This window comes from Actinophytocola glycyrrhizae, from assembly GCF_042653545.1.
In the GTDB taxonomy this organism is placed as follows: Bacteria; Actinomycetota; Actinomycetes; order Mycobacteriales; family Pseudonocardiaceae; genus Actinophytocola; species Actinophytocola glycyrrhizae.
In genome coordinates this window covers 889,725-916,347 of sequence record NZ_JBHSIS010000002.1, presented here as the reverse complement: position 1 = coordinate 916,347, position 26,623 = coordinate 889,725, and the positions used below count along the sequence as shown (strand labels likewise).

Genomic DNA, 26,623 nt, shown 5'->3' with positions numbered 1-26,623 from the left:
CACCGAACTAACTGTTCGGCGGATACGGGAGCGGCCACGCGTTGCCCTCGACCGACGTGGTGAACACGACGTCGGTGGGGGCGAACAACGTGGCGCCGAAAGCCTCGGCGAACGCGTCCAGCCCTTCCTGGGCGGCGGTGACCGGGATGCCGCTGCCCTTGATGACGGTGGGTTTCCCCGGGGCCCCCGGCAGGACACTGAGCCGGACCGCGGCCGGGTCCCAGGTGTACAGCGGCAGCTCGCCCACCCACTCGTCGTTCACCTGCAGGAAGGCGAAAACCCGGTTGTCCGGCACGGAACCACGGATGCCGGTGATCTCCATGCGCGCATCGGCGGACACCAGCACGACACCGCCCCGCAGCCGCGCACCGCCGGTGCCGGGCTCGCCGGTCAGCGCGATCGTCCCGGTGGCGTACTCCGGGGGCATCCGCACACCGACCACCGCGCCGTCCGCACCGCTGATCGGCACGGCGGGTTCGACCGCCTGGATCGCGATCCCTTCCGACGCGAGCCGCGTGAGCGCGAGGTCGGTGACCCGCAGCTCACTCAGCCCGTCGAGGAGGGCGAACGCCGGGTCGGCTGCCGACCCCGCGGCAGCCGCGGTACCGCCCAGCTGCCCGAGAAGTGGCGCCGCCATCGCGCCGCTGACAAACAATCGTCGAGTGACCGTCATGATTCTCAGTAGCAGGAGAAGTGAGGCGGTACAACGATTCCTAACTCGAAAGTGGGAACAGCGCCATCACATCAGGGGAGTGGGCGACCGGGTCCCTGGTCGTTCGTGCGCCGCAGGAGCCAGTCGCTGCCGGTGTCGATCAGGACGTACCGCACGTCGTCGCGCCGCCCGTGCAGGGTGAAGATGAACCGGCGAGGCGTCCGGTCGTGTTCCTCCCACCACCCGATGTCGGCGATGCTCTTGTGCTCGTCCTCGTAGCGGAGGTGGTCGAGGTCGTGGTCGGGCACGGCGATCGCGAGCCGGTTGTCCCGTGGCGTGTCCGGCAGCCCACGCGGGACCGCCCAGGAGCGCAGAACACCGTCCTGTTCGAGTCGCAGGTCGAAGTGTGGCCGTGGTCGCCGGTGGTCGTGCAGCACGAACGCGGGCCGCTGATCAGGTGGTGGTGCCGCCGCCGAACCCATGCCACGCCCCCCGAGGTGATCGCGTCCGCGCCAGCCTAACCGAGCACCGGATGCGTGCACCCGTGTCACACGGGCCGGTCAGCCGCCCATGGCGGGCTGCGCACCGCGTCCGCGCGGGAACTGGCCACGCGACGCCCAGGGACGTCCTGACCGGTGCTCAGCGGCGCTGGTCGACCGAGCCGGGGGTGGTGAGGCGCAGGAACCCCGCGACGTGCAGCTGCCGGGTGGCGGCGTCGTCGACGCTGATCCTCCTGAGCGACCCGACGCCGACCGACCCGGTCGTCGTCAGGGCGACGAGCAGGATGGGGAACAGCAGGGTGCGCACGAGCATGGCCCAGCAGGCCCAGGCGCCGATCCGGTCGCCGTTCCTGACGCGAACGAGCCGGGTCCCGGTGAGCAGCGCGCCGAGCACCCGGCCGTTGCCGTAGAACAGGCCGTAGAGCACGGGCACGCCGACCAGCAAACCGAGCATGGCCAGCGCCGCCACGCCGTCGGAGACGTCGGGTTTGGCGACCGCGAGCGCGACGAAACCGCCCACCGCGCAGAACAGGTAGACGAGGAAGTCCACGAACCAGGCCAGCAGCCGCGCCCACTCGCCCGCCGACACGAAGAAGGTCCCGTCCTCGTACGTGTCGAGTCGTTTCGCGATCTTCGTGCCGAGCGCCTGCTCGACGTGCTGCTTCGCGGTTTCCATCGGGGTCGGTGGCCGGTGCGGCCTGGCGACGGTCACGTGCGCTCCCGCGGTGTCCTCTGGTCACGGCTGCGCGACTGGCCTCCCGGCCGTGCCGCTCGGCCACATTATGCCCAGGGGTCCGAACCGGACAGACCGGCCCGGTCTGCCGAGATCTGCTCGATCAGCTCGATGACCCGCACGGAGTCCGCCGGGTCGACGGGCACCGGCGCGCCGTCGCGCAGCGCGGCCGCCAGCAGCGTGTAGAACTCCGCGTACCCACCGGGTTCCGTCGGCACCGCCGTGGTCGCGCCGTCGAGTCCCAGCACGCCCCATGCGGGCTCCGGCTCGTGTCCGAACCCGGGGTCGGTGGGCAGGGCACCGCCCCGCAGCGCGGCTTCCTGCGGGTCGAGGCCGTGCTTGGTGAACCCGGCCCGCGAGCCGAGCACCCGGAACCGGGGCCCGGTCTGCGCGGCCAGACCGTTCATCCACAGGTGCGAGACGACACCGGTTTCGTGCCGCAGCACGACGAAAGCGTCGTCGGGGGCGGCGCCGGGGCCGCGGGTGAACAGTTCGTGGTGCACCGGTACCGCGTCACCGAACAGGCGCACGGCCTGGTCGATGACGTGGGTGCCGAGGTCGTACAGGATGCCGCCGCCCCCGGCCACGGGCGTCTCGGTCTTCCACGACGAACCACGGTCCGGTTTCCACCACTCGAACCGGGACTCGAAGCGCCACACCGTGCCCAGCGCGCCGTCGGCCAGCAACCGCCGCACCGTGCGGAAGTCGCCGTCCCACCGGCGGTTCTGGAACACCGTCAGCGGCACACCGGCCCGGCCGGCCTTCTCGACGAGTTCCCGCCCCTGCGCCGAGGTGACGGTGAACGGCTTGTCGACCACGACCGCGACACCGGCGTCGAGGAACACGTGCGCCAGCTCGGCGTGGGACGCGGGCGGCGACCCGACGACCACGAGGTCCGGCCTCAGGTCGAGCAGCGTCTCCGCCCGGTCCACGATCCGGGTGCCGGGATACCGCGCGAGCACCTCGGCCCGGCGCTGCTCGTTGCCCGTCACGACCGCGGTCAGCTCGTAGTCCGGGTTCGCGTCGACGAAGGGGGCGTGGAACACCCGGCCGGCGGTGCCGAAGCCGATGACGGCCGTTCGCAGTGGGCGCATGTGAGGAACCTGTCAGGCGCGAGGGACGCGGGCAACCCGGGCCGGGTGCGATCCGCGGCACGTCGCGGTCAGCCGCCGCGCACCGCGGTCGCCGCGACGGCCTCCCGGTGCGCTTGGCTGCCCTCCCGGTAGAACACGTACCCGCCGTGGTGGAGCACGTCACCGTCGAACTCGCCGTCGGCGGTGAAGCCGGTGTCGTCCTTGTACTCGATGTGTGTGCCCTCGACCCAGTACCGGCCGACGTAGGCGCTCGCGCGCCGGCCGCGGGCCTCGTCGTAGCGGCCGTCGGGCAGCAGTTCCTGGCGGATGTGGTTGTCCGCGGTCACCCACATGCCGACGTAGGGGTGCTTCTGCTGGGATTGCTGCTGGGGCATCGGTGACGCCTCCTCACTTTCCGGTGTGTCTCGTACCTCCCGGGCCGTCCGCCCGCAGCCCGCGCTGGCGGCGAGGACCACGGCGGCGGCCAGTAACGACCTGCGGCCTGTCATGCCACCGAGCATGGCCTGGCGCCGGGACGGCGAACAGGCCGTGCCGTTCCTGGGTGTGCGGCACCCACCCGGCTTCTCGGTCCGCCGCAGGGCTTCGGTGAGGTCGGGACTGTTGGCCTTGTGGTCCCCCGCGCGGGGGACCCGCGGAGTGTGGTCACCCGATAGGTGGCCCGACGTCCGGGCTGTCCTTCTAGGACAGTGGTGAGCAGGATGCGGTATGTCGATCTTCCTGGCTTGCGGTGATGATCACTGTGCGTGAAAGTCGTACACGAACGTGTCGGGTCGGGTGGCGTGACTGTCGTGTGCCACAAGGGAAGGCTGCGATCGGTCGATGTCGCCATATCAGCCGGGATGATCACTTTCGGTACTGGGTGTGCCCGAGCTTCCGCATGATCATCGAGATAGGTTCTGCCGCGTCCGGCGGGCCCCGACGAAGCGGCCCGCCTTCACCGGCGGACTGGACCAGCGGGGGCCCGGTCTGTCCACATCGTCCTTTGAGCGCGTCCGTGCGGACGCGCTGTTCGCTGTGCGGGAAGGGAAGTTCGTTGCTCGACACCACGTTGACCCCAGTGCTTCGCCATGGTTCGGACATTGTCCCCTCTGCCGGGGCCGCGGTCCGGCTCGTCGTCCGCTGGGACCGCGAGACGGGCTGGGCGCACGTGGCCACGGTCGTACCGGGCACCGGGCGAACCCGTTTCACGGGTTTCCACCAGTTCGCGGGGGGCGATCCGGCCGCGGTGGTCGCCGAGCTCGTCGCCTCGGGTTGTGTCACGACCTCGCAGCCGCGTCGCGACGACGACCTCATGGAGGTCCACGCCGTGTTCGCGTGGCAGGAGGTGACCGCGGATGCTGCTCGATGACGTGCATCTCAACGGGATCGGTTGCGACATCGGCACTCTGACCCCCGTCGCCGTGCCGCTCGCGGCCGGTGAGTTCACCGAGGACGAAGCGGCCCGCACCGGCCAGCAGTCCACGGCGGTGGCCGAGCTGCACGGACCCGAGCTCGCCGTGCGGGCGGGCAGGGAGGCCCTGCGGCAGGCCAGCGTCACGGCGGGGGAGGCGGTGTGGCCGTCACTGTGCCTGCACGCCGGGATCTACCACTCCGGCATCGACTTCTGGCACGCCGCCTCCTACGTCCGGCACGAGCTGGGCATGGACGCCGGGGCGGGGCTGACACTGGAGATCAACGCGATGAGCAACAGTGCGGTCGCGGGCATGGACCTGGCGGCGAGTGTCCTTCGTGGTCGTCCCGACCACGCCGCGGCGATGGTCACCGCGGGCGACCGGTTCGGCGCACCCGGCTTCCCGCACTGGAGCACCGACATCGGCATCGTGTACGGCGACGCCGGCAGTGCCGTGGTCCTGTCCCGCAGGCCGGGCATCGCGCGGATCCGGGCGATCGCCTCGTTCACCGACCCGTCATTGGAGGGCCTGCAACGCGGTGACGAGCCGTTCCGCACGGCGAGCATCGCGGCGCACCAGGCGATCGACATCCGGCGCCGCAAGCGGCAGTGGCTGGCAGGCCACAGCGCGACCGAGGTCGACGTCCGCAACGGGGAGGCCGTGGCGGCGGTGGTCAAGACCGTGCTCTCCGACGCGGGCCTCGATCTGCCGGACCTGGCGAGGATCTGCGCGCCCCACTACGGCCGCCGCCTGGTCGAGACCCAGATCCTGCGCCCGCTCGGCATCGCGGAGGACCGGACGATGACCGAGCTGGGGCTCCGGGTGGGGCACCTGGGCGCGAGCGACCAGATCGTGGCGCTGGACCACCTGCTGCGGACCGGCGCCGCTACCGTCGGCGACCACGTGCTGCTGCTGGGCATCGGCGTCGGCATGACCTGGACGGCGGTGTTGCTGGAGCTGGGACCGCACTCGACGAGCTGACCTTCGGCGACGGCACGCACAGCTTGGCCCGGCGCACGGGTCGGTGCCAGGACGACCTCGCGTGTTCCGCTGCATTGGGCGACACGGTGAACAAGTCACGAACGGACCACCGGCGGATCCAGGAAGGCAGCGGTCAGCCGCGTAGGTGCGCGTTGAGCCGTGCGGCCTGTCGGGTGAGGTGGTCGCGCTCGGGGAGGTTCGGTGCCGCTCGCGCGGCCTCGGCGTAGAGGCGTGCCGCGGTGGCCGGGTCGCCGTCGCGTTCGTGCAGGTACGCGGCGGCGGCGGTGTGGCGGGGGATGGCGGGGTCGAGGTCCGCCAGGGCGGCGAGGCCTGCCCGTGGGCCGTCGGCCTCGCCGACCGCGACGGCGCGGTTGAGGCGGGCGACCGGGCTGTCGGTGAGCTGGACCAGTTCGTCGTACCACTCGACGATCTGCACCCAGTCGGTCTCCTCGGCCGTCCGCGCGTCGGCGTGGAGCGCGGCGATGGCGGCCTGGGCCTGGTACTCGCCGAGGCGGTCGCGGGCGAGGGCGTTCTGGAGCACGGCGACGCCCTCGGCGATCAGACCGGTGTGCCACCGGCCGCGGTCCTGCTCGGCGAGCGGCACGAGCCTGCCGTCGGGGCCGGTCCGTGCCGGGCGTCGAGCGTGGTGCAGCAGCATGAGCGCGAGCAGTCCGGCGACCTCCTCGTGGTCGGTGCCCGCGGCCAGCCCACGGGTGAGCCGGATCGCTTCGGCGGCCAGGTCGACGTCGCCGGAGTAGCCCTCGTTGAAGACCAGGTAGAGCACGCGCAGCACGGTGCCCACGTCCCCGGGCTGGGTGAACCGGACACCCGAGACGGTCCGCTTGGCCCTGCTGATCCGCTGGGCCATCGTCGCCTCCGGCACGAGGTAGGCCTGCGCGATCTGCCGTGTCGTCAGGCCGCCGACCGCGCGCAACGTGAGCGCGACGGCCGAGGCCGGGGTCAGTGACGGGTGCGCACACAGGAAGTACAGCCGGAGCGTGTCGTCCACGACCTCGCCGGGTCCCGGCGCGGGCTCGCTGTCGACGCGGACCTCGCGGTGCCGCCGGGAGGTCTCGGCGCGGGTGGCGTCGAGGAACTTGCGCCACGCCACGGTGACCAGCCAGCCCTGGGGGTCTCTCGGCGGGTCCTCCCGCCACGCGCGCACGGCCTCGACCAGTGCGTCCTGCACGGCGTCCTCGGCCGCCGCGAAGTCTGCTCCGCGGCGGACGAGGACACCGATCACAGTGGGGGTGAGGGTCCGCAGAAGGGCCTCGTCCACGAGTGTCACTCCGTGATGGTGGGCGGTGCGGTCAGGAACGGGCGCACCTCGAGCCACTCGTGGATCGGCTTCCCACCGGCGCCCGGCGCCGCGGACAGCTCACCGGCCAGTTCGAGCGCTCGCTCGTGGCTCTCGACGTCGATCACCATCCAGCCCGCGATCAGGTCCTTGGTCTCCGCGAACGGGCCGTCGGTGACCGGCGGCCGCCCCTCGCCGTCGTAGCGGACGAACATGCCCTCCGGGGAGAGCGCCTGGCCGTCGACGAACTCGCCGGTCTCCTCGAGCCGCGCGGCGAAGTCCCCCATGTACTGCACGTGCGCCGAGACTTCCTCCGGCGTCCACTGGTCCATCGGCACGTCGTTGACCGGTGCCGGTGCGCCGCGGTAGTGCTTGAGCAGCAGGTACTTGGTCATCGTGTGTTTCTCCCTGGTGCGGTACGGCCCATTGTGGCCGTGTTCCGCTCCAGGGACGGAGCCGTGTCCGGGTTCTCGACATCCCACCGCGAAGTTTTCGACCGACTTCGGCCGAGACGTCACGGAGGTGGGGAGGAGGGCTTGTCTCAGTTCGCCGCGTCGGTGGTGCCGGTCGTCGCGCCGGGGACGCAGACGCAGCCGCGGCTGTAGGTGTTGACGATGGTCGCGGCGCAGAAGCGGGCCGAGATGTCGTCGTGCGTGGTCCACAGATGCTGGCACGCGGCACAGAGCCGTTCGGCGGCCACTTCCGCAGTGGTGGAACTTGGTGCCGTCACGTTCATGACCTGTCCGTCCTCGGGGGTGTCGCTCGGTGGCCTCACGGTCTGCCGGACATGAGGTTGAGGTCGACGAGGTTCGGCAAGGTGTCAGCTCAGGGTAACCCACCTGCCTGGTGCGCCGAGTTCGGCGACCGGTCCCGTCCCGAGCCGGTGCTCATCGCCGCGGGTCTGCTCGCCATGGCCCGGTACGAACGCAGCAGATTGCTCGTGGTCGTGGCCGGCGTGGTGGCTACCGTGCTGGTGGCGGTTCCGGAGGGCACCATGAGCACGCTGATCCCCGCGGTGATCGTGCTCGCCGCCGCCTTCGCGGCCCTGCACACCCGGAGCCCCGTGGTGGCCCGGTCGGCATGAGCCCGCACAGCAGCGCGCGCTATCGAGCCGACGCGTGCAGTTCGGCGGACACCTGCTCCTCGATGAGGCGGAAACCGCAGGAGGCGGCGATCGCGATGGCTCGTTTCGCGGTGTGGTTCGCCGAGTCCCGGTCGCCGACGGCGAGCTTGGCGGTGGCGAGACCGGCGAGGGCACGTGCCTCGATGAACGGGTAGGTGTCGTGTGCGATCGTCAGGCAGTTCTCGAACCACCGGATGGCGGTCGTCGCGTCACCGAGCGCGAGGTGGGCCTGTGCGAGGGTGGCCGCGGTCTGGGCCATGGCCTTCCGGTCACGGACGGTGATCGCCATCTCGTGTGCCTGCCGCGCCACGGCCAGCGCGGTGACGGCGTCGCCGCGCTGGCGGTGCAACTCGCTCCATTCGTCCAGTGTGGACAGTTCGCCGCGCAGGTTCCTGGCTTTCTGGTACGCCGCGAGCACGTCGGTGAGCAGCTCGGCGGCCGCCGTCTCCGCGCCGAGCTGACGCAGCGCGCTCGCCAGGTTGCCCCGGTTGGCCAGCGCCGAGGTCTCCCGGTCGGTCGCCTCGTTGATCGCCAGCGCGGTGCCGAGCAGGTCCTCGGCTTCCCGCAACGCGCCCTGGTGCAGCCGCAGCACCCCGAGCCCGTTGAACGCGACCGCCCGCACGTGGCCGAACCGGTCGTCCTCGGTCAGCTCGATCGCGCGGTGCAGGCGCTCCTCCGCGTCGGCGAGCCTGCCCTGTTCCAGGTGGAGCCACGCGACGTGGTGGGACAGGTAAGCGGCGGCCGTCGTCCAGCCGGAGACGACCGCGAGCTCCTCGCCCGCGAGGCAGTCCGACAGCGCCTCCTCGTCCCTGCCGAGCGCCCACAGCGCCTGGCCGCGGCTGATCAGCATCGCGGTCCGCGCCAGGTCGTCGCCGGCCCTGACCGCGGCGGCCAGGCCCGTCTCCGCCGCGGTCAGCCAGCCGTCGACGTGCCTGCGCACCAGGAAGTAGCCGCGGAGCTGGTCGGTGATCCGCCAGGCCAGGGCGGGGTCGGCGGCCCCGGCCGCGTGCGCGACGACGGCGAGCAACGCGGGCAGCTCGACGTCCAGCCAGGTGAGCGCCTCGACGTCGGTGCTGAAGAACGCGTCCCGTTCCGGGTGCGTGCCGAGCCGCACGAGTTGCGGGTACACCCACTCCATCGCGGCGGTCACCGCGTCGGCGTACCAGGCGTGCAGCCGGGAGCGCGCGGTCTCGCTCTCGGGGTCCTCGGCGAGCAGCCTGCGGGCGTACAGGCCGAGCAGGTCGTGGTACCGGTAGCGGTCCGCCGCGTACTGCATCAGCATGTTCGCCTCGAGCAGGTCCTCGAGGCCGCGGTCCGCCGCTGCCGTCGGCATCCCCAGCAGGACACCGGTGCTGTCGGCGCCGAAGTCGTCGCCGGGGTGCGCGCCGCACAGCCGGAACGCGCGCTGGGCCTCGGCACTGAGGTCGGCATAGCCGAGCTGGAAACTGCTGAGCACGCTCGACTCGCCGGTGGCCAGCTCGGCGAGCCGGTGACCGTCGTCGTGCAGGCGAGCGGTCATGTCAGCGACGCGCCACGCCTGCCTGGTGGCCAGCCGCGCGCTCGCGATGCGCAGCGCGAGCGGCAGCCGTGCACACGCCTCGGCGAGCGCACCCGCCGCGCCGGGATCGGCCTCGGTCCGGCGCGGTCCGGCGGTCGCGGCGATCAACGCGACCGACTCGGCGAGGGTGAGCGGTTCGAGATCGACGACGCTCACCCCGCCGAGGCCGGGCATCCGGCGCCTGCTCGTCACGATCACGTCGCTGCCGCCCGCACCGGGCAGCAGCGGCCGGATCTGGTCGGCGTCCCTGGCGTTGTCCAGCAGCACCAGCATCCGCCGGTCGGCGAGCTCACTGCGGAACAGTGCGGCCGCCTCCGCCACGTCGGTCCCGATCCGCCTGCCCGGCACGCCGAGTGCGCGCAGGAACCGGCCGAGCACCCGCATCGGGTCCGGGGCGGTCGCGGTGGCGCCGCGCAGGTCGGCGTAGAGCTGGCCGTCGGGGTAGCGCGTGCGCAACCGATGCGCGGCGGTGAGGGCGAGCGCGGTCTTGCCGACCCCCGCGATGCCGTCGATCAGGACGGTCCTGGCCGTGGCCTGCCCGGACCCGTCGTGGTCCCGCGCGAGTGCCGCCTCGATCCTGGCCAGCTCCGCCGTCCTGCCGACGAAGTCCGGCGGCGGGGCGGGGGCCTGCTGGATCGCGGCCCGCCCCGTTGCGCTGTGCTCGTGCCGGTCCCGCTGGCGGAGCACCGCTAGCTGCGCGGACCGCAGCAGCTCGCCGGGGTCGATGCCGAGCTGGCTCGCGAGCGCGGACCGGATCCGTTCGTAGGCCGCGAGGGCCTCCGCCTGCCTGCCACTGGCGGCCAGCGTCAGGATCAGCTCGACGTGCAGCGGTTCGTCCAGCTCGTGGTGACCCGTGAGGTCCCGCAGCGGGGTCAGCGCCTGTTCCGGCCTGCCGAGGTTGCGGGCCAGCGCGGCGAACGTCTGGACCGCGGCGGCGTACTCGGCGGTCACCGCGGCGTAGAGCGGACTCGACGCCACCCGCTCCGCGTCCAGTTCCCCGCGCCACAGCGCGACGGCGCCCGCGAGCCGCAGCAACGCCTCTTCCGGCACGTCGTGGGCGGCTCGCGTGACGAGGTCGCGGAACGCCAGCAGGTCGAGATGGTCGGCGCCGACCGCGAGCCGGTACCCGGACTGGCCGCCGACGAGCACGTTGCCCGTGCGCGCACCGGTGTCCAGCAGCCGACGCAACCTGGTGATCTGCGTGTGCAGCAGACCGGCCGCGTTCTGGGGCTCGCCGTGCGGCCACAGCAACCCGATGAGCTCGTCCTGGCCGACCGCGGCGCCCGCGCCGAGCGCGAGCCGCGCGAGCAGCGTGCGCTGCAGGCCGGAACCGAGGGCGGCCCGCACGTCGCCGTGCCAGACCTCGACCGGACCGAGCACGCGGATGCGCAGCGGGCCACCAGCACCGGTGCCCGCGCGGGGGCCGTCGTCGTCGGCCTCGACGGCGGCCTGCAGCTGTTCGGCGTCCTGGCGGCTCAGTCCGAGTGCGGACGCGATCGCCTGGACCGACCGTCTCTTCGGGCTTCGCGTCCTGCCCTGTTCCAGGTCGCGGATCGCGCCCGCGCTGACGCCCGCGCGGTCGGCCAGCTCCCGCTGCGTCATACCGGCGCGACGGCGGTGGGCTCGAAGCAGCTCGCCGAACCCCGCCGCGGTCACGTGCGCTCGCACCCAGTGATCACCGCGCAATGCTATGTCAGGTAGCGGTGCTCGGGTCGTCGTCGTACGTCGGGTGCCACGGTGGCCTGCCCGACCGGAAGCCGCGGGTTCTCACTCGGCAACGGACGAGCGGCGACGCACGACCTGGTGCGCGACGGCGACGGCGACACCGGCCGCGGCGAAGAGCGCGGTGGCGACCGGGCTCATGGACTTCGACAGGCTCGGCGCGTTGCCCGGCCCGACCGCCCAGGACGCCAGCGCGGCGGCGTAGACCGCAGCGATGGCGCCACTCCACCAGCGGGCCGCGCGCAGCCGGGGGTCGCGCAGGCTCCCGGCCAGCGCGATGGCGATGGGAATGCCGGCGATCAGGGCGAACTGCGCGGCGACGAGGACCGGCACGGTCCAGGCCGCGACGAGAACGGTCATCGAGGTACGGCCGACGACGCGGCTTCGCGAGGTGGTGATGGCCATCGTCTTCTCCTTGGTCGCACTGCCGCTAACTGCTTGTTTCGATAGTTAGAAGATATAACGACACGGCGCTGAAGGGCAACAGGAAAGGTGAGAGGTTCTAACTCCGCGGCGCGCTGCCTCGGCGTGGGCAGGTCGCCGAGTCCATCCCGCTCAACGAGCCCGCCATCCTGCGCTACGCCCTGGTCGCCGCTGAAGCCGCCTGCCGTGGTGAGCAACGCGACTACCGCGTCCCCACGAGCCCGGCCGTGCGGTCACCCTGGTCGACGCTGTCCGTATAAACAGATCACCGCCGCGCGCTGACGTCCGGTGTCACGTGCGACCGTCGGCACCCATGACGACGCCTACGTGGTGCGGGGCTGGACGTGGACGCGTTCTCCCTGCAGGCCGAACAGGATGAGCAGTTCGACCGCCTTTCCGTCCGCGGTGCCCAGCCAGTGGGGTTGTGCGGTGTCGAACTCCGCGGCTTCGCCAGGTGGGAGGGTCAGGTCGCGATCGCCGAGCACCAGCCGCAACCGTCCATTGAGGACGTACAGCCACTCGTGGCCGCTGTGGGTCTGCGGGGTGGGTTCGGCCGGTTCCCCGCGGCTCGGGATGAGCATCTTGTACGCCTGCACGCCACCGGGCCTGCGGGAGAGCGGGATGAACGTCATGCCGTGGCGGTGAATCGGGTGCAGGTGGACCCGAGGGTCACCGGTGCGCGGTGCGCCGACGAGGTCGTCCAGCGGAACGTCGTACGCGTGTGCCAGCGGCAACAGCAGTTCCAGGTTCGGCCGCCGCCCGCCGCTTTCCAGGCGGGACAGCGTGCTCTCCGAGATGCCGGTGGTCGCCGACAGATCGGCCAGGGTGATGGCGCGTTGCCTGCGCAGTGCGCGCAGCCTCGGGCCGACCGCGTCCAGTACGTCCTTGATCTGCTCGCTCATGCTCCCAGTCTTGCCGAATCGGCAAGATCTCGTGCGGTTCGTGGCGGTCCCGGGCAAGAGTGGGTGCCGTACCCGACGACGGCACGAGAGGAACCGACGATGAGAACGACACGAAGCGCCCAGTTCTGGGACGAGCAGTACCGCGTTCCCCGGACCGGCGGGGTGAACCCCGTGCTCGCCGAGATCGTCGGCGAACTCACGCCAGGCACCGCGCTGGACCTGGGCTGCGGGGCAGGCGGTGACGCGCTCTGGCTCGCCGGCCGCGGCTGGCGGGTCACCGCGGTCGACATCTCGGCCAACGCGGTCCGGCGCCTCGCCGAGAACGCCCGTGCGCGCGGTGTGCACACGGTGCTGACCACGGCCCGTGTCGACCTCGCGGAGGACTTCCCCGACGGCGGCTTCGACCTGGTGTCCGCCCAGTACTTCCACACCCCGTTCGAGTTGCCACGGGCCGAGGTGCTGCGCACCGCCGCGCACGCCCTGCTGCCCGGCGGGCGGCTCGTGGTCGTCGACCACGGTTCCACCGCACCCTGGTCCTGGAACCAGGACCCCGAGGTCCGTTACCCCACGCCGAACGAGGTGGCCGCCGAACTGGCACTCGACCCGGGCCGGTGGCTGGTCGAGCGTGCCGACATGCCACGGCGGGACGCGCGTGGGCCGGGCGGCCAGACCGCGACCGTCACCGACAACGTGCTGGTCATCCGCCGCACAACCGCCTGACCAGGGAGGACGACCATGCGCTCCGCCAACCGCCGCCGTGACGTGGGCCCGCCGAGGACCGGCCCGGGGGAGAAGGAGGTGCTGCTCGGTTTCCTCGACTACCTGCGTGCCTCGGTGCTCGCCAAGGCGCACGGCGTCCCGGAACCGCAGGTCCGCACCCCCGGCGTGACGTCGGGAACGAACCTGCTCGGTCTCGTCAAGCACCTCACCCACGTCGAGCGGCACTGGCTGCTCGGCCAGCCGGTAACCGACTGGGCGGCCACCTTCCACCCGGAACCGGGTGAGAGCGTCGACGACCTTCTCCTCGCCTACCGGGAAACCGCCGCCCGCGCGAACGAGGTGATCGCCGCCTGCCCCGACCTCACCGCGCCCGGACCGCGCCCTGGCGGACGCCGTGGCCCGGCGCCGTCCCTGCGCTGGACCCTCACCCACATGATCGAGGAGACCGGGCGCCACGCCGGGCACGCCGACATCCTGCGCGAACTCGTCGACGGCGCCACCGGCCGCTGACGTTCCTCCCTCACACGGGTGACCCCTGTAACCACTTGCCGTGCCGCACCGACCCGCAAGTCGGGGAATCACTCACATGAGACAGGACCAGGGTTTCAATGAAGAACGTCGTGAAGCGCCTCGCGCTCGCCGGATGCGTCGTCGTTGGCCTCGCCGGGTGTGCGGGCACCACCGGCAGCGGCGGTGGTGAGAACGCGCCGAAGCTGCCTGCCGCCGAGGGCGACGAGGCCGCCGACCCGGCGGCGGCCCGGCAGCCGGAGACCAACGAGCGCGGGTTCATCGTCAAGCAGCTCGGCGAGCTGGCTTGCTTCGGCGGGGCAGGCAAGGACTGCGAGGGTGGCGTGTCGTTCGCCATCGACAAGGTCGAGGTGGACCCGCCGTGCGCGGAGTTCGGTTCCCACCCTGACGGCGGGCACACGCTGCTGCTTCACTTTCGCGTCGCTACCGGCGGCGACGCGAACGTGGTCGACCGTGTCGGCGGGATCATCAACCCCTTCTCGTTCGTGGAGATCGGCAAGGACGGCGTCACCCGCGACACCAGCTTCGGCATGTGCGCGGACCCGTCCACCGGTCAGTTGCCGGACACCTACGGCCTCAACCAGCAGTACCAGGGTGTGATGGACCTGGAGGTGACCGACGCGTCCGGGGTCATCGCCCTCCAGCTGATGGGCTTCGAGGAGGACGGACAGCGCGGCTGGGAATGGACCTATCCGGCCGCCTGACCCGCGACGGAGGTGAAGGTTTCGGACCGGCGGGTGCGTGTCCGGACAGCGAGGGGCGCACCGAGAAGTGCCTGTTCGGGCAGCTTCCCGTGCGGCGGTTCGTGGTTGGGTGCGGAGAGCCGTCAAGAGGAGTTGCCGCCATCATGTTCTCCTGCGCCATCTGCACCGACGACAAGGACGACAGTGAGAAGAGGGTCCCGCCGTGCTGCCGCACGGAGGTATGTGCCGAGTGCGTCGCCGCGAGCCCCGAGGCGGTGGTGCGGTACCAGAACAGCCGTTACGTCTGCAGCCTGTGCCTGGCCGAGGTGACCGACCCCGACGACTACGACGCCATCGTGCCCGCCGACACCAAAGCGGCCATGGTGGCAGCGCTCGCGGCGCTCGCCGCGGCTGCGCCGGCCGCCAACGTGGTCACCGTCGACGACGCCACGCTGCGGACGAACGCCTGGCAGTTCGGCGCCTACACGCACTCACCAGGTTGCGGCAGCGCGGTGTCGATCATCGACGGTTGCGACACGCTGAACTGTCCGACGTGCGGTGTGCAGATCAACATCGCGGGCGGTGACCCCGGTGTGCACACGTCCACCGCGGAGGCGTTCTTCCGGGAAGCGCAGAAGTTCACCGGGCAGACCGCCAGGAACCAGCTCGACTTGTTGCGGGACACCTACCCCGGCGTGTGGGACGCCCGCTTCCTGACCGAGCTGGTCGACGGGATCGAGGCGGGCACCCTGGTCGCGTGGATCGACTCGATGGCCGACTACGTGTGGGGTGGCTTCCTGGACTTCCTGCGGCAGCGGGTCGCACCGCAGGCTCAGGGGCCGGACGAGACCTCGCTGTTCGCGCTGATCGCCTCGGTCGACGCGAACTCGGCGGACGGCCAGGCACTGTCCACGCACTACTACACGGTGGAGGAACCCGGGAACCTGAACGAGCTGGCGGCGACGCACGCGCGGCGCGAGGTCGCGAACGCGGTCAGCCCGGCGGTCGCGGCCATCCTGCGGAAGAAGTTCAGGAACAACCAGTGGTGGCACGGGTGACACCGCGGCGTCCGGGCGAACTTCGCGGCGGCGGTCAGGGCATGGTGACGGTGACCAGCCAGCCCGGGTGGTCGGTGGTGCCCGCCATGTCGATCTTCTTGCCGCTCACGAAGGTCAGGTCCTTCGTGGCGAAGACGTGCTGCACGCTGCCGTCGCCCTTGCGGTAGAAGCCGGACCGGTTGCAGTCCTGCGCGTCCGGGGTGCCCTGGTAGCGCAGGTTGAGGTCGCCCGCGACGACGACCGGGCCCGTCGCGGTGTACCCGGCGGCACGTGCCATCAGCTCCCGGCACTGCGCCAGCGCCGTGGTGCCGCTGCGCGCCGAAAGGTGCGTCGTGCACGCGCTCAGTTCACCGGCGGGCAGGCACGCCCACACCCGCAGTTCGTTGCTGCCGTCCTGCGCGGTGTGGCGGCCGCTCACGCCGGTGTCGCCCGCCAGCGCGTCCACGACCATGACGACGTTGCCGTACTGCTGGCCGTTCCGGCACGTCACCGGTGAGCCGTCGGGGCGCTGCGCCGCGACGAACCTGGCCTGTGCCGCGCCCATCGCCGCGCGCAGCCGGGCGACGTCGCCGGAGCAGGCCTCGTTGACCGACAGGACGTGCGGCTTCGTCGACGAGATCACCGACACCGCCTTGGTCATCACCGCCTCGCCGGAGAAACAGCCCGCCGCCCCGCTGTGGCAGATGTTGAGCTGCAACACCTTCACCGTGGTGGCCGCCGACGCGGGCGGGACGACCGCGATGCCGAGCAGTGCCAGCGACAGGACGGTGACGAGCCGGGCGATGAGGCGCACCGGTTCACACAAGCAGAAGCGATCATCGCCGTCAATCGGTGCCGGGTACCGCTTCGAACCGGCGCCACCGCGCTCGCCGTCAGCAGGCGGGGCGTTCGACGGAGTCGGCGCGGCGTTCGATGAGGATCGTGTCGTGCCAGGTGCCGTTCAGTTCGGCGATGCGTTCCCGGATGCCGACGGTCCGGTAGCCGGCCTGGTGGTGCAGGGCGATGCTGGCGCGGTTCTCCGTGAAGATCGTCGTCTGCAGGGTCCACAGACCGGCCTGGTCCGCGGCGACGACCTGTTGGCGGAGCAGGGCTTTGCCGATCCCCCTGCCGCGGTGGCCGTCGGCGACGTAGATCGAGCTTTCGGCCACGCCCGCGTAGCAGTCGCGGGTCGACGCGGGGGACAGGGCGGTCCAGCCGACGACCTCGCCGTCCAGTTCGGCGACCCAGCGGTGGCCGGGGAGCCACCTCGCGTCGAGCGACGCGCGGGAGGGGACGGTGGTCTCGAACGTGGCGACCCCGGTGTCGATGCCCTCGCCGTAGATGCGGCGGACCGCGGCCCAGTCGCCGGGTTCGAGTGCGCGGACGGTGATGCCGGTGCCGACGTCGGGTGGGCAGCAGGGGCGGGGTGCGAGCAGGCCCATGACGGCGTCGGCGGCGTGGGGGAGGCCCACACAGCAAGCCTCGTTGACGACGACGCGGGTGCTGGTGCCTTCCTTGTGCAGCTTGAGGAAGCCGACGTCGGCGAGCTTGCGGATGTGGTGGGAGCAGGTGGACTGGCTGATGCCCAGCAGTTCGGTGAGCCGGCCGACCGTGAGCCCGCCGGGGGTGGTGGCCACGGTGTGCAGCAGCCGGACGCGGGTCGGTTCTGCGAGGCTCGCGAACCATTCGGCGTAGGTGGCGGCTTCCTGGTCCGGGAGGACCGGGGCGGCTGGGACGGTGGCGGTCATGTCGCCGAGTATCGACGTCGATCGATGATGCGTCAAACGAGGCGGCGGACCGTCGCCAAGGCCAGGGCGGTGGGCGGTCGACGCGGGGTCCACCGCCGGGCGCGGCGGGAGTGCCCGAGGCGGCTGTCCGTGCCGCTCGGTCCGCCAGGCGAGTATCGATCGAAATCGATGGTTGCATTCATCGAACCTGGTCGATACTGTCAGCGCAGTCAATCGAGTGTTGTCGATGAATGGAGTCGAAGATGTCGGATCTGCCCGTGGTGGTCGTCGGCGCCGGTCCGGTGGGCCTCGCGGCCGCGGCCGAGCTGGTCGAACGTGGTCAGCGGCCGTTGGTGCTGGAGAAGGCGGACCGGGCCGGCGCGGCGGTCGTCCAGTGGCACCACGTCCGGCTGTTCTCCCAGTGGTCGGAGCTGGTCGATCCCGCCGCCGGTCGCCTCCTGGCGGGCACGGACTGGCAGCGGCCCGCCGACGCGGAGTACCCGACCGGTGCGGAGTGGGCGGCCGCCTACCTGCGGCCGCTGGCCGCCGCGCTCGGCGACCGGGTCCGCTTCGGCGCCGAGGTCATCGGCGTCGCGCGCCGCGGCCGGGACCGGGTGGTCGACGCCGGGCGCGACACCGAGCCGTTGACCGTGCACGTCCGGCTCGCCGACGGTGGCGAGGAGCGGATCACCGCCCGTGCGGTGATCGACGCGTCCGGCACCTGGGAGGTGCCGAACCCCCTGGGTGGCGACGGTCTGCCCGCGGTCGGCGAGCGGGCAGCGGCCGACCGGATCTCCTACCGCGTACCGGACCTCACCGACGAAGCCGTGCGGGCGCGGTACGCGGGCAGGCACGTGGTCGTCGCCGGCAGCGGGCACTCGGCGCTGACCGCGCTCGTCGCGTTCGCCGACCTGGCGGAGCGGGCGCCCACGACCCGGATCACCTGGCTGCTGCGGCGCGGTGCGGTCGGGTCCACGTTCGGTGGCGGCGACGCCGACCAGCTGCCCGCGCGTGGCGCGCTCGGTCTGCGTGCCAGGGCCGCGGTCGAGGCAGGGCGGATCGCGGTGGTGACCGGGTTCCGCACGGAACGGGTCGAGGGGCGGGACCTGGTGTCCGACCACGGACAGCGGGTGTCCGGCGTGGACGAGGTGGTGGTGCTGACCGGGTTCCGGCCGGACCTGTCGTGGCTGTCGGAGCTGCGCCTCGACCTGGACGCGACACTGCAGGCACCGGTCGCGCTCGCGCCGCTGATCGACCCGAACGTCCACTCGTGCGGCACCGTCTACCCGCACGGCGTCAAGGAGCTGTCGCACCCAGAGTCGGACGTCTACCTCGCCGGGATGAAGAGTTACGGCCGCGCGCCGACGTTCCTCGCGATGACCGGCTACGAACAGGTCCGCTCCATCGCGGCCGCGCTCGCCGGGGACCGCGCGTCGGCGGAACGCGTCGAGCTGGTCCTGCCGGAGACCGGGGTCTGCGGTGGCGCCGGGGTGTTCGACGAACCCGCACAGGACCAGGGCGGTGGCTGCTGTGGCGCGCAGGCTGAGCCGCAGGTGCTGACGTTGTCGGTGCCGCAGGGCCGGTGACGGCCACCGCCGTGAAGGAACGCCGCGTGGTGCTCGCCGCGCTGTGCGCGACGCAGATCACCAGCTGGGGCGTGCTGTACTACGCGTTTCCGGTGCTGGCCGGGGACATCACCGCCGCAACGGGGTGGTCCACCCCGGCCATCACCGCCGCGTTGACGGTCAGCCAGCTGGTCGCGGCGGTGGTGGGCATCCCGGTCGGCAGGTGGATCGACGGGCACGGGCCGCGCGTGGTCATGACGGCCGGTTCGCTGCTCGGCGTCCCCGCCGTCGTCGTGGTCGCCACCGCACGGAACCTGCCGTGGTTCTTCGCGGGCTGGGTGCTGGCCGGGGCGGCGATGGGCGCGGTGCTGTACCCGCCTGCGTTCGCCGCCCTGACCCGTTACCACGGGCCCGACGCGGTCCGCGCGCTGACGATCGTGACGCTCGCGGGCGGGCTGGCGAGCACGGTGTTCGCGCCACTCACGGCCACCCTCGCGGTGGGTCTCGACTGGCGGCAGACCTATCTGGTGCTCGCCGGGATCTTCGCGGTCGTCACGGTTCCCGCGCACTGGTTCGGGCTGCGGTCGCCGTGGCCACCACGACCGCCGGTCGAGCTGGGGCAGGTCGACGTCCATCCCAGGCACGTCGCACGCAGCCGGTCGTTCGTCCTGCTGGCCGCCGCGCTCAGCCTGGCCGCGCTCGCCACCTACGCCGCGATCATCAACCTCGTGCCGCTGCTCGAAGAACGCGGCACATCCACCCAGCTCGCGGCGGTCGCGCTCGGGCTCGGCGGTGCGGGCCAGGTCGTGGGCCGCATCGGGTACGCCGCGATCGTGCGCCACACCAGCGTCCTGACCCGCACCGTGGCGATCCTGTTCGCGCTGGCGGCCACGACCGCACTGCTCGGCGTCCTGACCACGGCCGTCGCGCTGGTCATCGGTGCGATCGTCGCGGGCATGGCACGCGGGGTGTTCACCCTCGTCCAGGCCACCGCGATCACCGACCGGTGGGGCCGCCGCTACTACGGCCACCTGACCGGCCTGTTGTCCGCCCCGATGACCGTCACCATGGCTCTCGCCCCGTTCACCGGCGCCGCGCTCGCCGGGCTGCTCGGCAGCTACGCCACCACGTTCCTGGTGCTCGGCGGCATCGCCGCCGTCGCGACCGCGCTGTCGTTCCGCACCATCCCGAAACCCCAGCAGAGGCAGAACTCCCCATGATCGACGCTGTCGTCATCGGCGCCGGGCAGTCCGGCCTGGCCGCCGCACACGCACTGCGCACGGCCGGCCGTCTGCCGGTGGTGCTCGAAGCAGGTCAGGAACCGGTGGGCTCCTGGCCGTCCTACTACGAGAGCCTGCGGCTCTTCTCCCCGGCGCGGTACAGCTCACTGCCGGGCATGCCCTTTCCCGGCGACCCGGACCACTACCCGCACCGCGACGAGGTCGTGGACTACCTGCGCCGCTACGCGAAACACCTCGACGCCGACCTTCGCACCGGGCACCGCGTCAGCGCGGTCCACGGCCACGGCGACCGGTTCACCGTCCACGTCGAGGACGGCACCGAGCTGACCACTCCGCTCGTGGTCGCCGCGTCCGGTGCGTTCGGGCAGCCGCACCGGCCCGCGCTGCCGGGGCTGGACTCCTTCACCGGCACGGTGCTGCATGCCGCGGACTACCGCGAGCCCGGCCCGTTCGCCGGGCAGCGGGTGATCGTGGTCGGCGGCGCGAACACGGCCGTGCAGGTCGGCTACGAGCTGGCGCAGGTCGCCACCGTCACCCTCGCCACCCGCAGGCCGGTGACGTTCGCACCGCAACGCCCACTCGGCCGCGACGTCCACTTCTGGTCCGTGGCAAGCGGGTTCGACCACCTGCCCATCGGGCACCTGCTGCGGTCCGCACCGCACATGCCGGTCAACGACGACGGCCGCTACCGCCGTGCACTCGCGGTGGGCAACCCCGGCCGGCGCGGCGTGTTCACCGCGATCGACGGCGACACCGTCACGTGGCCCGACGGCACCCGCGAACACCTCGACACGATCCTGCTCGCCACCGGCTACCGCCCCGAACTGTCTTACCTGGCACCGGCGGAACGCGGCCACCGCAAGGGAATCTCCACCGTCCACTCCGGACTCGGCTACGTCGGCCTCGAATGGCAACGCAGCTTCGCCTCGGCGACCCTGCGCGGTGTCGGCCGCGACGCCCGCCACGTCGTCCGCCGTCTGCTCCGGCAGCGGTAGGCGGCGCGGGTGGCGGGCCGGTGTCGCCGGGACCGGCCCGCCGGGGTCACGCCGCGTGGTGGCGGCCCGCCGGCCGCAGGTGCGGCCGCCCGGGCGGGGTGGCGGTGCCCGGGCCGCCCGGATCGGTGACGTTCTCCGCCGTGCCGTGCGCGGACCCGGAAACACCGGACGCTCTCGCGCCTTCCGGTGCCAGCGGGCGGTGCCGCCGGTTGACGACGATCATCAGGACCAGTCCGATGACGAGCAGGCCGTGGCCGAGCACCCGGGAAACCGGCGCCGCACCGGTGATCAGGTCGTGTGTTGAGTACGCGAACAGGACCACCACGAACCCGGCGAGCACGGGCACGAGCCCGCTCGTCGCCCTCGGCCGGAACGCGGCCCAGAACATGCCGATGCCCAGTGCGAGGTTCCACGCGGTGCTCTCGTTGAACAGGTGCCCGGCGACGGCGGGCCCGCCACCGTGTCCGATGTGCGTCGCGGTGGTGCCCATCCCGACGAGCTGGCTCAGCCCGAGCGCGACCTGTGCGACGGCGACGCACACGAGCGCGCCCCGGACCCCCCAGCCCTGCGCGGGTTCGATGACCGGGACGTCGGCGACGATCGTCGCGCTGAGATCGGGCCCGGGCGCGGCGGGCCGCACGCGCAGCAGCCGGTTCAGCTCCTCGACGCGGTGCTGCCAGTCCCGGCAGGCGCCGCACCCCGCCAGGTGCGCGTCGAGCAACTCGACTGGCGCGGGCCCGGCTTCCCCGTCGAGCCTGGCCGACAGGGACTCACGTGCGGTCACACAGTCCACGTTCTCATTGTCGTCCCGAACGGCTCTGTGGTTCCCGGCCACAGGTCGGTTACGCTCCGAGCCGTGGGGAATCCGCGCGGTGCCGACGAACTGACCGGGTTGGCACTCGCCGCGGGCCAAGGCGACCGGGGCGCGCTGGAGCGGTTCGTCCGGCTCTCGCAGCGGGACGTGTGGCGGCTCGTCGCGCACCTCGCGGGTGCCGGGCTCGCCGACGACCTCACGCAGGAGACGTATCTGCGCGCACTGCCCAGCCTGCGGTCGTTCGCGGGCCGGTCCTCCGCCAGGACCTGGCTGATGTCGATCGCGAGACGGGTCGTGGTGGACCACATCAGGACGGTCACGTCCCGGCCGAGGACGACCGGTGCGGTCGACTGGACCCAGGCCGCCGACCGCGGGCAGGCCGGCGCACACGACACCGTGGCCGGGTTCGAGGACATCGTCGAGGTCAACGTCCTGCTCGACGGGCTGATGCCGGAACGCAGGGAGGCGCTGGTGCTCACGCAGGTGCTCGGCATGTCCTACGGGGAGGCGGCCGACATCTGCGGCGTGCCGGTCGGCACGATCCGCTCACGGGTGGCCAGGGGCAGACAGGACCTGATCGAGGCCGACGAGTGCCGCGGGCACGGCACCGGCTGACCCGGGGCCGGGCAGGCACCGGGGCGAGTGCCCTCGCTCCTTCTGGAAATCTTTCGCACCGCCGGTTTGATCTTGTGGCCGCCGGGGTACGGACTACCGGACGGATGGGAGCTGCTGGATGCAAGCTGACGACGGACACCAGTCGTTACCTGACGGTGACCTGCCCGACGGTTGCCTGCTCGACGGCCGGTACCGGCTCGGTGGCCTGATCGGGAAGGGCGGCGCCGCCGTCGTGCACGAGGCGGTGGACACCGTGCTCGGCCGACGGGTGGCGGTCAAGCTGTACCGGGCGGCGGACCCGGTCGGCCGGTACCGGTTCGGGTCCGAGGCGCGGTTGCTCGCCAGTCTCTCCCATCCCCGTCTGGTGACCGTGTACGACGTCTGTCTCGACGGCGACCAGCCGTTCCTCGTCCTCGAACTCGTCGACGGGCCGACGCTGCGCGACCTGATGAACCCCGGCCCGTTCGGCTACGACGTGGTGGCCCGGCTCGGGACGGCACTCGCGGAGGCGCTTGCCTACGTCCATTCCAGGGACGTGGTGCACCGCGACGTCAAGCCGTCCAACATCCTCGTCGCTCCCTCCGGCGAGCCGCTCCTCAGCGATTTCGGGCTGGCCAGGGTCCTCAGCGGAGCGCACCTGACCAGGACGGGCGAGTACGTCGGCACAGCGGCCTACCTCGCCCCCGAGCAGATCACGGACGCCGATGTCGGCCCGCCCGCCGACATCTACGCGCTGGGGCTGGTGCTGCTCGAATGCCTCACCGGGCACCCCGAGTACAGCGGCAGTGCCGCGGAGACGGCGCTGGCCAGGCTCTCCCGGCCACCCCGAATGCCCGAGAGCCTTCCGCCGTCGTGGCGGACCGTGCTCGCGGCCATGACCGCACAGAACCCGGCGGAGCGGCCGACCGCGACCCGCTGCGCGGAGTGGCTGGCCGCGCTCGGCGAAGGCCGGGCGGAACCGGCGATACCGCTGCCGAGGCCGGTGGGGCGCCACGACCAGCAGGCCCGGCTGCGGCCGGTGCACGCCGGGCTCGCGGCGCTGGCCCTCGCGGCGGTCGCGGCCGTCGCGACGACCAGCCCGAACGCGATCCCCGGCCACCCCACCAGCCAGCAACCGGCACCGGTCCCGGAGACCTCGCGGACGACCGTGCCCGCTGCCCCCGTCGTGCCCGTCGAGGACACGGGGGAACTGCGGACGGACGTGCGGGTCCCGCCGCCCGAGCAGACCGCGCCGCCAAGGCAGACCGCGCCACCCGCGCAGACCGCGGCGCCGGCCGGCCAGGCAGCACCTCCCGTCGGTCCCGGCGAGAACAGGGGCAACGGGTCCAACGGCGAGAACAACGGCAAGGGCAAGGGGAACGGCAAGGGCTGACAGGGCCGCCCGCGCACCGGCGCCGGTGCGTTCGCTAATTTCGGTGCGCGCAGGCGCCTGAGCTCGGCGCGGACGTACCGGCCTGGTGATCTTCTTCGTTAGACTCGCCTGGCTGGGGGTGCCTGTGGCGATGTGGGGTTCTCTGCCGTGACCAGACCTGAGCTCAGTCCGTCGGTCCAGGTGCCGGTCGTCGTCGGTACGGCGGGAGCCCGTGGGGCTCGGCTCGTCAAGCGGTTGCTCACCGCCGGGTACGGGACCGCGGCGGTCGGCGGGTTCGCCGCCGTGCTGATGCCGTGGGGGATGACCTGGCCCTGGCTGGCGGCCCTGTGCTCGACGGTGCTGGTGGCGGCGTTCATCGCGGGCCTGCGCGACGACCTGCGGTCGGTCGGTGTGGTGAGGCTGGCCGTGGCCCCCGCCCGGGGGCTGTACCTGCGCGGACCGTGGGCCACCCGCCTGCACGACGCGTCCGAGGTCGTCGCCGTGCAGGTCTGGTGCGACTGCGGCGGCGGCGCCCGCCGTTCGGTCGCGCCGCACCGGGACGGCATGGAGGTGCTCCTGAGCGGCGGGCGCTCGGTGCGGATCGAGTCGAGCACCGCGTTCGCGGCGGACGTGGCCGTGACGCTGGGCGAGTTGCTGGCGCAGGACGGGATCAAGGTCGTGGACTGGGGTGAGGTCGGTGCGCTCGACTCGTAGCGTGCTCGGTGCGCTCGTGGTGGGTGTCGGGCTCCTCGTGCCGGTGTCCCCGGCGGTGGCGGCGGTCGACTGCGCGGTGGTCACGCCGCCGCCCGTCGCTGGCGAGCTGCCCCCACCCGGTCAGCTGGCCTGCACCGACCTGCGCGGGCTCGACCTGCTCCAGGAGCAGCTGCCGGGAGCCGACCTGCACGGCTCGAACCTCGCGGGGGTGTCCCTCCGGCAGGCCGACCTGACCAGTGCCGACCTGCGTGGTGCCGACCTGACCGGTGCGCTGCTTGGGCAGGCCGACCTCGCCGGGGCGAACCTCCAGGGCGCGAACCTGACGGGTGCCGAGGTCACCCAGACCGATCTCACGAACGCCGACCTGCGTGGCGCCGTGCTCACCGAGGCCAGGGGAATCCAGGTGTTCCTGGCCGGCGCCGACCTGCGCGGCGCCGACCTGCGCGGCATGCGCCTGGGGCAGGCCGACCTGACCGGTGCCGACCTGCGCGGCGCCGACGTCACCGGTGCGGACCTGACCCAGGCACAGACCGACGGCGCCCTCGGGCTGACCGACCCGGCCGATGGCGGGTCGGCCGGGCTCGACGTGCCAGGCAAGGTGGAGCTGAACCCCGGCACCGAGCCGGACAACGAGACCGAGCCGAACATCGACACCACCGCCGCCCCTGCCCAGCCGTCCGGCACACAGATCGCCCACCTGCTGCTGTGGCCTGCCGCCGCGGCCGCGCTGGCGTGGTGGCGGACCCGGCTCAGGTTCCAGATGCGGCACCGGGACACCACCCCGCTGCGGTCCGCCGCTGTGGTGGGCGGGATCGTGGGGATCGGGCTCGTCGTCACCGGGTTGTACCTGGCGGCGGTCGGCCTGGTCCGCGGCTTCACACACCTCACGGGAGACGTCGCGTGGGCGGCCGATCCCGGTCCGCTGTCGGTCCTCGCCACCGAGCCGCACTTCCAGCTCGCGTTCGCCGGTGGTGCGTTCGTGCTCGGGTGCCTCGTCATGAGGTCGACGAGGCGGCGCGCCCCGGCCGGGAACCCGCCGCGCGCCGGAAGTCAGGTGGCGGTCGGCAAGCCGAGGCCGGGACCGGCCGAGCAGGAGCTCAGTGGGCCCGCGCGGGCGGTGCTGAAGGCGGTGGCGTTCGCCGGACTGGCCGACCTCGTGATCGTCGTGGCGCTGATGGTGCTGGACGGTCTTCCGGCGACCGGGCCGTGGCGGTCGGGCACCGCGGTCGGGCACCTGGTGTTCGTCGCGGTCACCACCCTGGTCCTGTCCGGCTTCGCCGCGCGCGCCCGCACCGGGAACGACGTGGCGACCCCGAGCGGCGTGGTGTTCGCGGCAGGCGGCCGCGAACCGTACCTGTGGCTGTCCGGCACCTCGTCGGACAAACACCCCGTGAGCCAGGCCCTGCCGTGGGACGCGCTCGAACAGGTCCACTTCATCCGGGTGCTCGGCACCGCGGACCCGGCCTCGGTGATGATCACCGTGCGCGGGCCGGGCACGGGCAAGCCGACCGAGTACCCGGAGGAACTGCGGGTGACGCCCGCCCAGGTGGCCGCCCTGCGCGAGCTGCTGCCACCCGGGATGTGCACCGATCACACCAGGGCACCGGCGTCGGACTGAAGCCCCGTCAGGTCGCCGCCGCGACCGGTGCCCGCTCGCGCCGGGCGGCCCGGTGCCAGGTCCACAGCCCGTTGACCACGAGCGCGCCGAACACCAGGTAGACCAGTGCGCTGAAGTACAGGTGCGACGAGATCTGCAGCGGCACGCCGATCGCGTCCACGACCAGCCACACGACCCAGAACTCGACGAGGCCCATGCTCTGCAGCAGGAACGCGAGCGCGGTGCCGACGAAGATCGCGGCGTCCGGCCACGGCGCCCACGAGGCGTCGAACGCGTCCAGCGTGAGCGCGAACACCGCGGTGCCCACCACGAACGCGGCCGCGGCGGCGATCCGCTCGCGGGTGGTGGCGGTCCGCACTGGCACCCCGAGCACCGGGTCGCGCCTGCGTGCCCACGCCCACCACCCGTAGACCGCGATGAGGCCGACGATCACCTGCCGCACGGCGAGCCCGCCGAGCTGCGCGGACGTGTAGACCCCGAACAGCAGCGCCACCGACACCAGCTGCACCGGCCACGTCCACAACGTGCGGGCGCTGGCGAGGAACACCACCGCGATCGCGAACACCTGGCCGATGACCTCGGCGTAGGACATGGTCTGGCCCAGGAACGGAATTCCGTTGTCCAGCAACACGTGCATGA

General features: G+C 72.4%; 29 protein-coding genes. 14 read left to right on the top strand and 15 right to left on the bottom strand.

Annotated elements, in window-relative coordinates; all coding sequences use genetic code 11:
- Positions 1–7 precede the first annotated feature (7 nt).
- The 5 genes from ACFPCV_RS04130 to ACFPCV_RS04110 all read right to left on the bottom strand — a co-directional run bounded on the left by ACFPCV_RS04130 (position 8) and on the right by ACFPCV_RS04110 (position 3,353).
- The gene (locus tag ACFPCV_RS04130) at positions 8–637 is read right to left on the bottom strand and encodes a hypothetical protein (protein ID WP_378054610.1); all 630 of its coding nucleotides are present in this window, start codon (positions 635–637) and stop codon (positions 8–10) included.
- A gap of 107 nt (positions 638–744) precedes the next feature.
- Positions 745–1,134, bottom strand: a complete 390-nt coding sequence (locus ACFPCV_RS04125; RefSeq protein ID WP_378054608.1) for a DNA polymerase ligase N-terminal domain-containing protein — start codon at positions 1,132–1,134, stop codon at positions 745–747.
- A 157-nt stretch (positions 1,135–1,291) separates the two neighbouring features.
- A complete protein-coding gene (locus ACFPCV_RS04120; RefSeq protein ID WP_378054606.1) occupies positions 1,292–1,864 on the bottom strand; it encodes an RDD family protein in 573 nt (190 codons plus the stop codon).
- Positions 1,865–1,932: 68 nt separating this feature from the next.
- Positions 1,933–2,979 carry a Gfo/Idh/MocA family protein gene (locus ACFPCV_RS04115; protein ID WP_378054604.1) on the bottom strand — a complete coding sequence of 349 codons (1,047 nt, stop codon included), beginning with the start codon at positions 2,977–2,979 and terminating at the stop codon, positions 1,933–1,935.
- Between the two features lie 68 nt (positions 2,980–3,047).
- The gene (locus ACFPCV_RS04110) at positions 3,048–3,353 is read right to left on the bottom strand and encodes an Atu4866 domain-containing protein (protein WP_378054602.1); all 306 of its coding nucleotides are present in this window, start codon (positions 3,351–3,353) and stop codon (positions 3,048–3,050) included.
- A gap of 683 nt (positions 3,354–4,036) precedes the next feature.
- Here ACFPCV_RS04110 and ACFPCV_RS04105 point away from each other — a divergent pair.
- Positions 4,037–4,327 carry a hypothetical protein gene (locus ACFPCV_RS04105; RefSeq protein WP_378054600.1) on the top strand — a complete coding sequence of 97 codons (291 nt, stop codon included), beginning with the start codon at positions 4,037–4,039 and terminating at the stop codon, positions 4,325–4,327.
- Entirely contained in the window at positions 4,314–5,351 is a 1,038-nt protein-coding gene (locus tag ACFPCV_RS04100) for a ketoacyl-ACP synthase III family protein (RefSeq protein ID WP_378054598.1), read from the top strand. Before ACFPCV_RS04105 ends, ACFPCV_RS04100 begins: the two co-directional genes overlap by 14 nt.
- Before the next feature lie 133 nt (positions 5,352–5,484).
- On the opposite strand, the gene ACFPCV_RS04095 is transcribed toward ACFPCV_RS04100, so the two are convergent.
- The 3 genes from ACFPCV_RS04095 to ACFPCV_RS04085 form a co-directional block, all read right to left on the bottom strand.
- Positions 5,485–6,630: an RNA polymerase sigma factor gene (locus tag ACFPCV_RS04095; RefSeq protein ID WP_378055022.1), complete on the bottom strand. Its 1,146-nt coding sequence runs from the start codon at positions 6,628–6,630 to the stop codon at positions 5,485–5,487.
- A 5-nt stretch (positions 6,631–6,635) separates the two neighbouring features.
- Positions 6,636–7,043, bottom strand: a complete 408-nt coding sequence (locus ACFPCV_RS04090; RefSeq protein ID WP_378054596.1) for a YciI family protein — start codon at positions 7,041–7,043, stop codon at positions 6,636–6,638.
- Between the two features lie 146 nt (positions 7,044–7,189).
- A complete protein-coding gene (locus ACFPCV_RS04085) occupies positions 7,190–7,378 on the bottom strand; it encodes an RGCVC family protein (RefSeq protein ID WP_378054594.1) in 189 nt (62 codons plus the stop codon).
- 87 nt (positions 7,379–7,465) lie between these two features.
- Here ACFPCV_RS04085 and ACFPCV_RS04080 point away from each other — a divergent pair, with 87 nt between their 5' ends.
- Positions 7,466–7,732: a hypothetical protein gene (locus tag ACFPCV_RS04080; protein ID WP_378054592.1), complete on the top strand. Its 267-nt coding sequence runs from the start codon at positions 7,466–7,468 to the stop codon at positions 7,730–7,732.
- A gap of 19 nt (positions 7,733–7,751) precedes the next feature.
- On the opposite strand, the gene ACFPCV_RS04075 is transcribed toward ACFPCV_RS04080, so the two are convergent.
- From ACFPCV_RS04075 to ACFPCV_RS04065, 3 genes are all read right to left on the bottom strand, one after another.
- On the bottom strand, positions 7,752–10,997 hold the full coding sequence (locus tag ACFPCV_RS04075; RefSeq protein WP_378054590.1) for a BTAD domain-containing putative transcriptional regulator: 3,246 nt from the start codon (positions 10,995–10,997) through the stop codon (positions 7,752–7,754).
- A 99-nt stretch (positions 10,998–11,096) separates the two neighbouring features.
- Entirely contained in the window at positions 11,097–11,456 is a 360-nt protein-coding gene (locus tag ACFPCV_RS04070; protein WP_378054588.1) for a hypothetical protein, read from the bottom strand.
- A 341-nt stretch (positions 11,457–11,797) separates the two neighbouring features.
- Positions 11,798–12,376 carry a helix-turn-helix domain-containing protein gene (locus tag ACFPCV_RS04065; protein ID WP_378054586.1) on the bottom strand — a complete coding sequence of 193 codons (579 nt, stop codon included), beginning with the start codon at positions 12,374–12,376 and terminating at the stop codon, positions 11,798–11,800.
- A gap of 99 nt (positions 12,377–12,475) precedes the next feature.
- On the opposite strand from ACFPCV_RS04065, the gene ACFPCV_RS04060 reads away from it, so the two are divergent.
- From ACFPCV_RS04060 to ACFPCV_RS04045, 4 genes are all read left to right on the top strand, one after another.
- The gene (locus ACFPCV_RS04060; protein ID WP_378054584.1) at positions 12,476–13,096 is read left to right on the top strand and encodes a class I SAM-dependent methyltransferase; all 621 of its coding nucleotides are present in this window, start codon (positions 12,476–12,478) and stop codon (positions 13,094–13,096) included.
- A gap of 15 nt (positions 13,097–13,111) precedes the next feature.
- Positions 13,112–13,606, top strand: coding sequence for a DinB family protein (locus ACFPCV_RS04055; protein WP_378054582.1), 495 nt, complete (start codon positions 13,112–13,114; stop codon positions 13,604–13,606).
- 98 nt (positions 13,607–13,704) lie between these two features.
- Positions 13,705–14,328 carry a hypothetical protein gene (locus ACFPCV_RS04050; RefSeq protein ID WP_378054581.1) on the top strand — a complete coding sequence of 208 codons (624 nt, stop codon included), beginning with the start codon at positions 13,705–13,707 and terminating at the stop codon, positions 14,326–14,328.
- Between the two features lie 143 nt (positions 14,329–14,471).
- Positions 14,472–15,365, top strand: coding sequence for a hypothetical protein (locus ACFPCV_RS04045; RefSeq protein ID WP_378054579.1), 894 nt, complete (start codon positions 14,472–14,474; stop codon positions 15,363–15,365).
- Positions 15,366–15,399: 34 nt separating this feature from the next.
- Here the strand turns inward: ACFPCV_RS04045 and ACFPCV_RS04040 are convergent, their stop codons facing one another.
- The gene (locus tag ACFPCV_RS04040) at positions 15,400–16,158 is read right to left on the bottom strand and encodes an endonuclease/exonuclease/phosphatase family protein (RefSeq protein WP_378054577.1); all 759 of its coding nucleotides are present in this window, start codon (positions 16,156–16,158) and stop codon (positions 15,400–15,402) included.
- Between the two features lie 79 nt (positions 16,159–16,237).
- Positions 16,238–17,092, bottom strand: a complete 855-nt coding sequence (locus ACFPCV_RS04035; protein ID WP_378054575.1) for a helix-turn-helix domain-containing GNAT family N-acetyltransferase — start codon at positions 17,090–17,092, stop codon at positions 16,238–16,240.
- 242 nt (positions 17,093–17,334) lie between these two features.
- Here ACFPCV_RS04035 and ACFPCV_RS04030 point away from each other — a divergent pair, with 242 nt between their 5' ends.
- From ACFPCV_RS04030 to ACFPCV_RS04020, 3 genes are read left to right on the top strand one after another with little or no spacing between them, the layout of a single operon-like run.
- Complete coding sequence (locus tag ACFPCV_RS04030) at positions 17,335–18,657, top strand: NAD(P)-binding domain-containing protein (protein ID WP_378054573.1); 1,323 nt, start codon at positions 17,335–17,337, stop codon at positions 18,655–18,657.
- Positions 18,654–19,856 carry an MFS transporter gene (locus ACFPCV_RS04025; RefSeq protein ID WP_378054571.1) on the top strand — a complete coding sequence of 401 codons (1,203 nt, stop codon included), beginning with the start codon at positions 18,654–18,656 and terminating at the stop codon, positions 19,854–19,856. Before ACFPCV_RS04030 ends, ACFPCV_RS04025 begins: the two co-directional genes overlap by 4 nt.
- The gene (locus ACFPCV_RS04020; RefSeq protein ID WP_378054569.1) at positions 19,853–20,872 is read left to right on the top strand and encodes a flavin-containing monooxygenase; all 1,020 of its coding nucleotides are present in this window, start codon (positions 19,853–19,855) and stop codon (positions 20,870–20,872) included. The genes ACFPCV_RS04025 and ACFPCV_RS04020 overlap by 4 nt, the downstream gene beginning before the upstream one ends.
- 46 nt (positions 20,873–20,918) lie before the next feature.
- Here ACFPCV_RS04020 and ACFPCV_RS04015 read toward each other — a convergent pair whose 3' ends face one another.
- On the bottom strand, positions 20,919–21,656 hold the full coding sequence (locus ACFPCV_RS04015; RefSeq protein ID WP_378054567.1) for a zf-HC2 domain-containing protein: 738 nt from the start codon (positions 21,654–21,656) through the stop codon (positions 20,919–20,921).
- Between the two features lie 72 nt (positions 21,657–21,728).
- Here ACFPCV_RS04015 and ACFPCV_RS04010 point away from each other — a divergent pair, with 72 nt between their 5' ends.
- From ACFPCV_RS04010 to ACFPCV_RS03995, 4 genes are all read left to right on the top strand, one after another.
- Positions 21,729–22,301 carry a sigma-70 family RNA polymerase sigma factor gene (locus ACFPCV_RS04010; protein ID WP_378054565.1) on the top strand — a complete coding sequence of 191 codons (573 nt, stop codon included), beginning with the start codon at positions 21,729–21,731 and terminating at the stop codon, positions 22,299–22,301.
- Positions 22,302–22,419: 118 nt separating this feature from the next.
- On the top strand, positions 22,420–23,673 hold the full coding sequence (locus ACFPCV_RS04005; RefSeq protein ID WP_378054563.1) for a serine/threonine-protein kinase: 1,254 nt from the start codon (positions 22,420–22,422) through the stop codon (positions 23,671–23,673).
- Between the two features lie 147 nt (positions 23,674–23,820).
- Entirely contained in the window at positions 23,821–24,366 is a 546-nt protein-coding gene (locus ACFPCV_RS04000) for a hypothetical protein (RefSeq protein WP_378054561.1), read from the top strand.
- Positions 24,350–25,984, top strand: a complete 1,635-nt coding sequence (locus ACFPCV_RS03995; RefSeq protein ID WP_378054559.1) for a pentapeptide repeat-containing protein — start codon at positions 24,350–24,352, stop codon at positions 25,982–25,984. Before ACFPCV_RS04000 ends, ACFPCV_RS03995 begins: the two co-directional genes overlap by 17 nt.
- Before the next feature lie 7 nt (positions 25,985–25,991).
- Here the strand turns inward: ACFPCV_RS03995 and pnuC are convergent, their stop codons facing one another.
- Entirely contained in the window at positions 25,992–26,621 is a 630-nt protein-coding gene (pnuC, locus tag ACFPCV_RS03990) for a nicotinamide riboside transporter PnuC (RefSeq protein ID WP_378054557.1), read from the bottom strand.
- Positions 26,622–26,623: the final 2 nt, after the last annotated feature.

What these genes read in the sequence shown, in the direction of transcription:
- ACFPCV_RS04130 (WP_378054610.1), bottom strand. Translation starts at nt 637, where the DNA reads ATGGCGGCGCCACTTCTCGGGCAGCTGGGCGGTACCGCGGCTGCCGCG.
- ACFPCV_RS04125 (WP_378054608.1), bottom strand. Translation starts at nt 1,134, where the DNA reads ATGGGTTCGGCGGCGGCACCACCACCTGATCAGCGGCCCGCGTTCGTG.
- ACFPCV_RS04115 (WP_378054604.1), bottom strand. Translation starts at nt 2,979, where the DNA reads ATGCGCCCACTGCGAACGGCCGTCATCGGCTTCGGCACCGCCGGCCGG.
- ACFPCV_RS04110 (WP_378054602.1), bottom strand. Translation starts at nt 3,353, where the DNA reads ATGCCCCAGCAGCAATCCCAGCAGAAGCACCCCTACGTCGGCATGTGG.
- ACFPCV_RS04100 (WP_378054598.1), top strand. Translation starts at nt 4,314, where the DNA reads ATGCTGCTCGATGACGTGCATCTCAACGGGATCGGTTGCGACATCGGC.
- ACFPCV_RS04090 (WP_378054596.1), bottom strand. Translation starts at nt 7,043, where the DNA reads ATGACCAAGTACCTGCTGCTCAAGCACTACCGCGGCGCACCGGCACCG.
- ACFPCV_RS04070 (WP_378054588.1), bottom strand. Translation starts at nt 11,456, where the DNA reads ATGGCCATCACCACCTCGCGAAGCCGCGTCGTCGGCCGTACCTCGATG.
- ACFPCV_RS04065 (WP_378054586.1), bottom strand. Translation starts at nt 12,376, where the DNA reads ATGAGCGAGCAGATCAAGGACGTACTGGACGCGGTCGGCCCGAGGCTG.
- ACFPCV_RS04060 (WP_378054584.1), top strand. Translation starts at nt 12,476, where the DNA reads ATGAGAACGACACGAAGCGCCCAGTTCTGGGACGAGCAGTACCGCGTT.
- ACFPCV_RS04055 (WP_378054582.1), top strand. Translation starts at nt 13,112, where the DNA reads ATGCGCTCCGCCAACCGCCGCCGTGACGTGGGCCCGCCGAGGACCGGC.
- ACFPCV_RS04050 (WP_378054581.1), top strand. Translation starts at nt 13,705, where the DNA reads ATGAAGAACGTCGTGAAGCGCCTCGCGCTCGCCGGATGCGTCGTCGTT.
- ACFPCV_RS04045 (WP_378054579.1), top strand. Translation starts at nt 14,472, where the DNA reads ATGTTCTCCTGCGCCATCTGCACCGACGACAAGGACGACAGTGAGAAG.
- ACFPCV_RS04035 (WP_378054575.1), bottom strand. Translation starts at nt 17,092, where the DNA reads ATGACCGCCACCGTCCCAGCCGCCCCGGTCCTCCCGGACCAGGAAGCC.
- ACFPCV_RS04030 (WP_378054573.1), top strand. Translation starts at nt 17,335, where the DNA reads ATGTCGGATCTGCCCGTGGTGGTCGTCGGCGCCGGTCCGGTGGGCCTC.
- ACFPCV_RS04020 (WP_378054569.1), top strand. Translation starts at nt 19,853, where the DNA reads ATGATCGACGCTGTCGTCATCGGCGCCGGGCAGTCCGGCCTGGCCGCC.
- ACFPCV_RS04005 (WP_378054563.1), top strand. Translation starts at nt 22,420, where the DNA reads ATGCAAGCTGACGACGGACACCAGTCGTTACCTGACGGTGACCTGCCC.
- pnuC (WP_378054557.1), bottom strand. Translation starts at nt 26,621, where the DNA reads ATGCACGTGTTGCTGGACAACGGAATTCCGTTCCTGGGCCAGACCATG.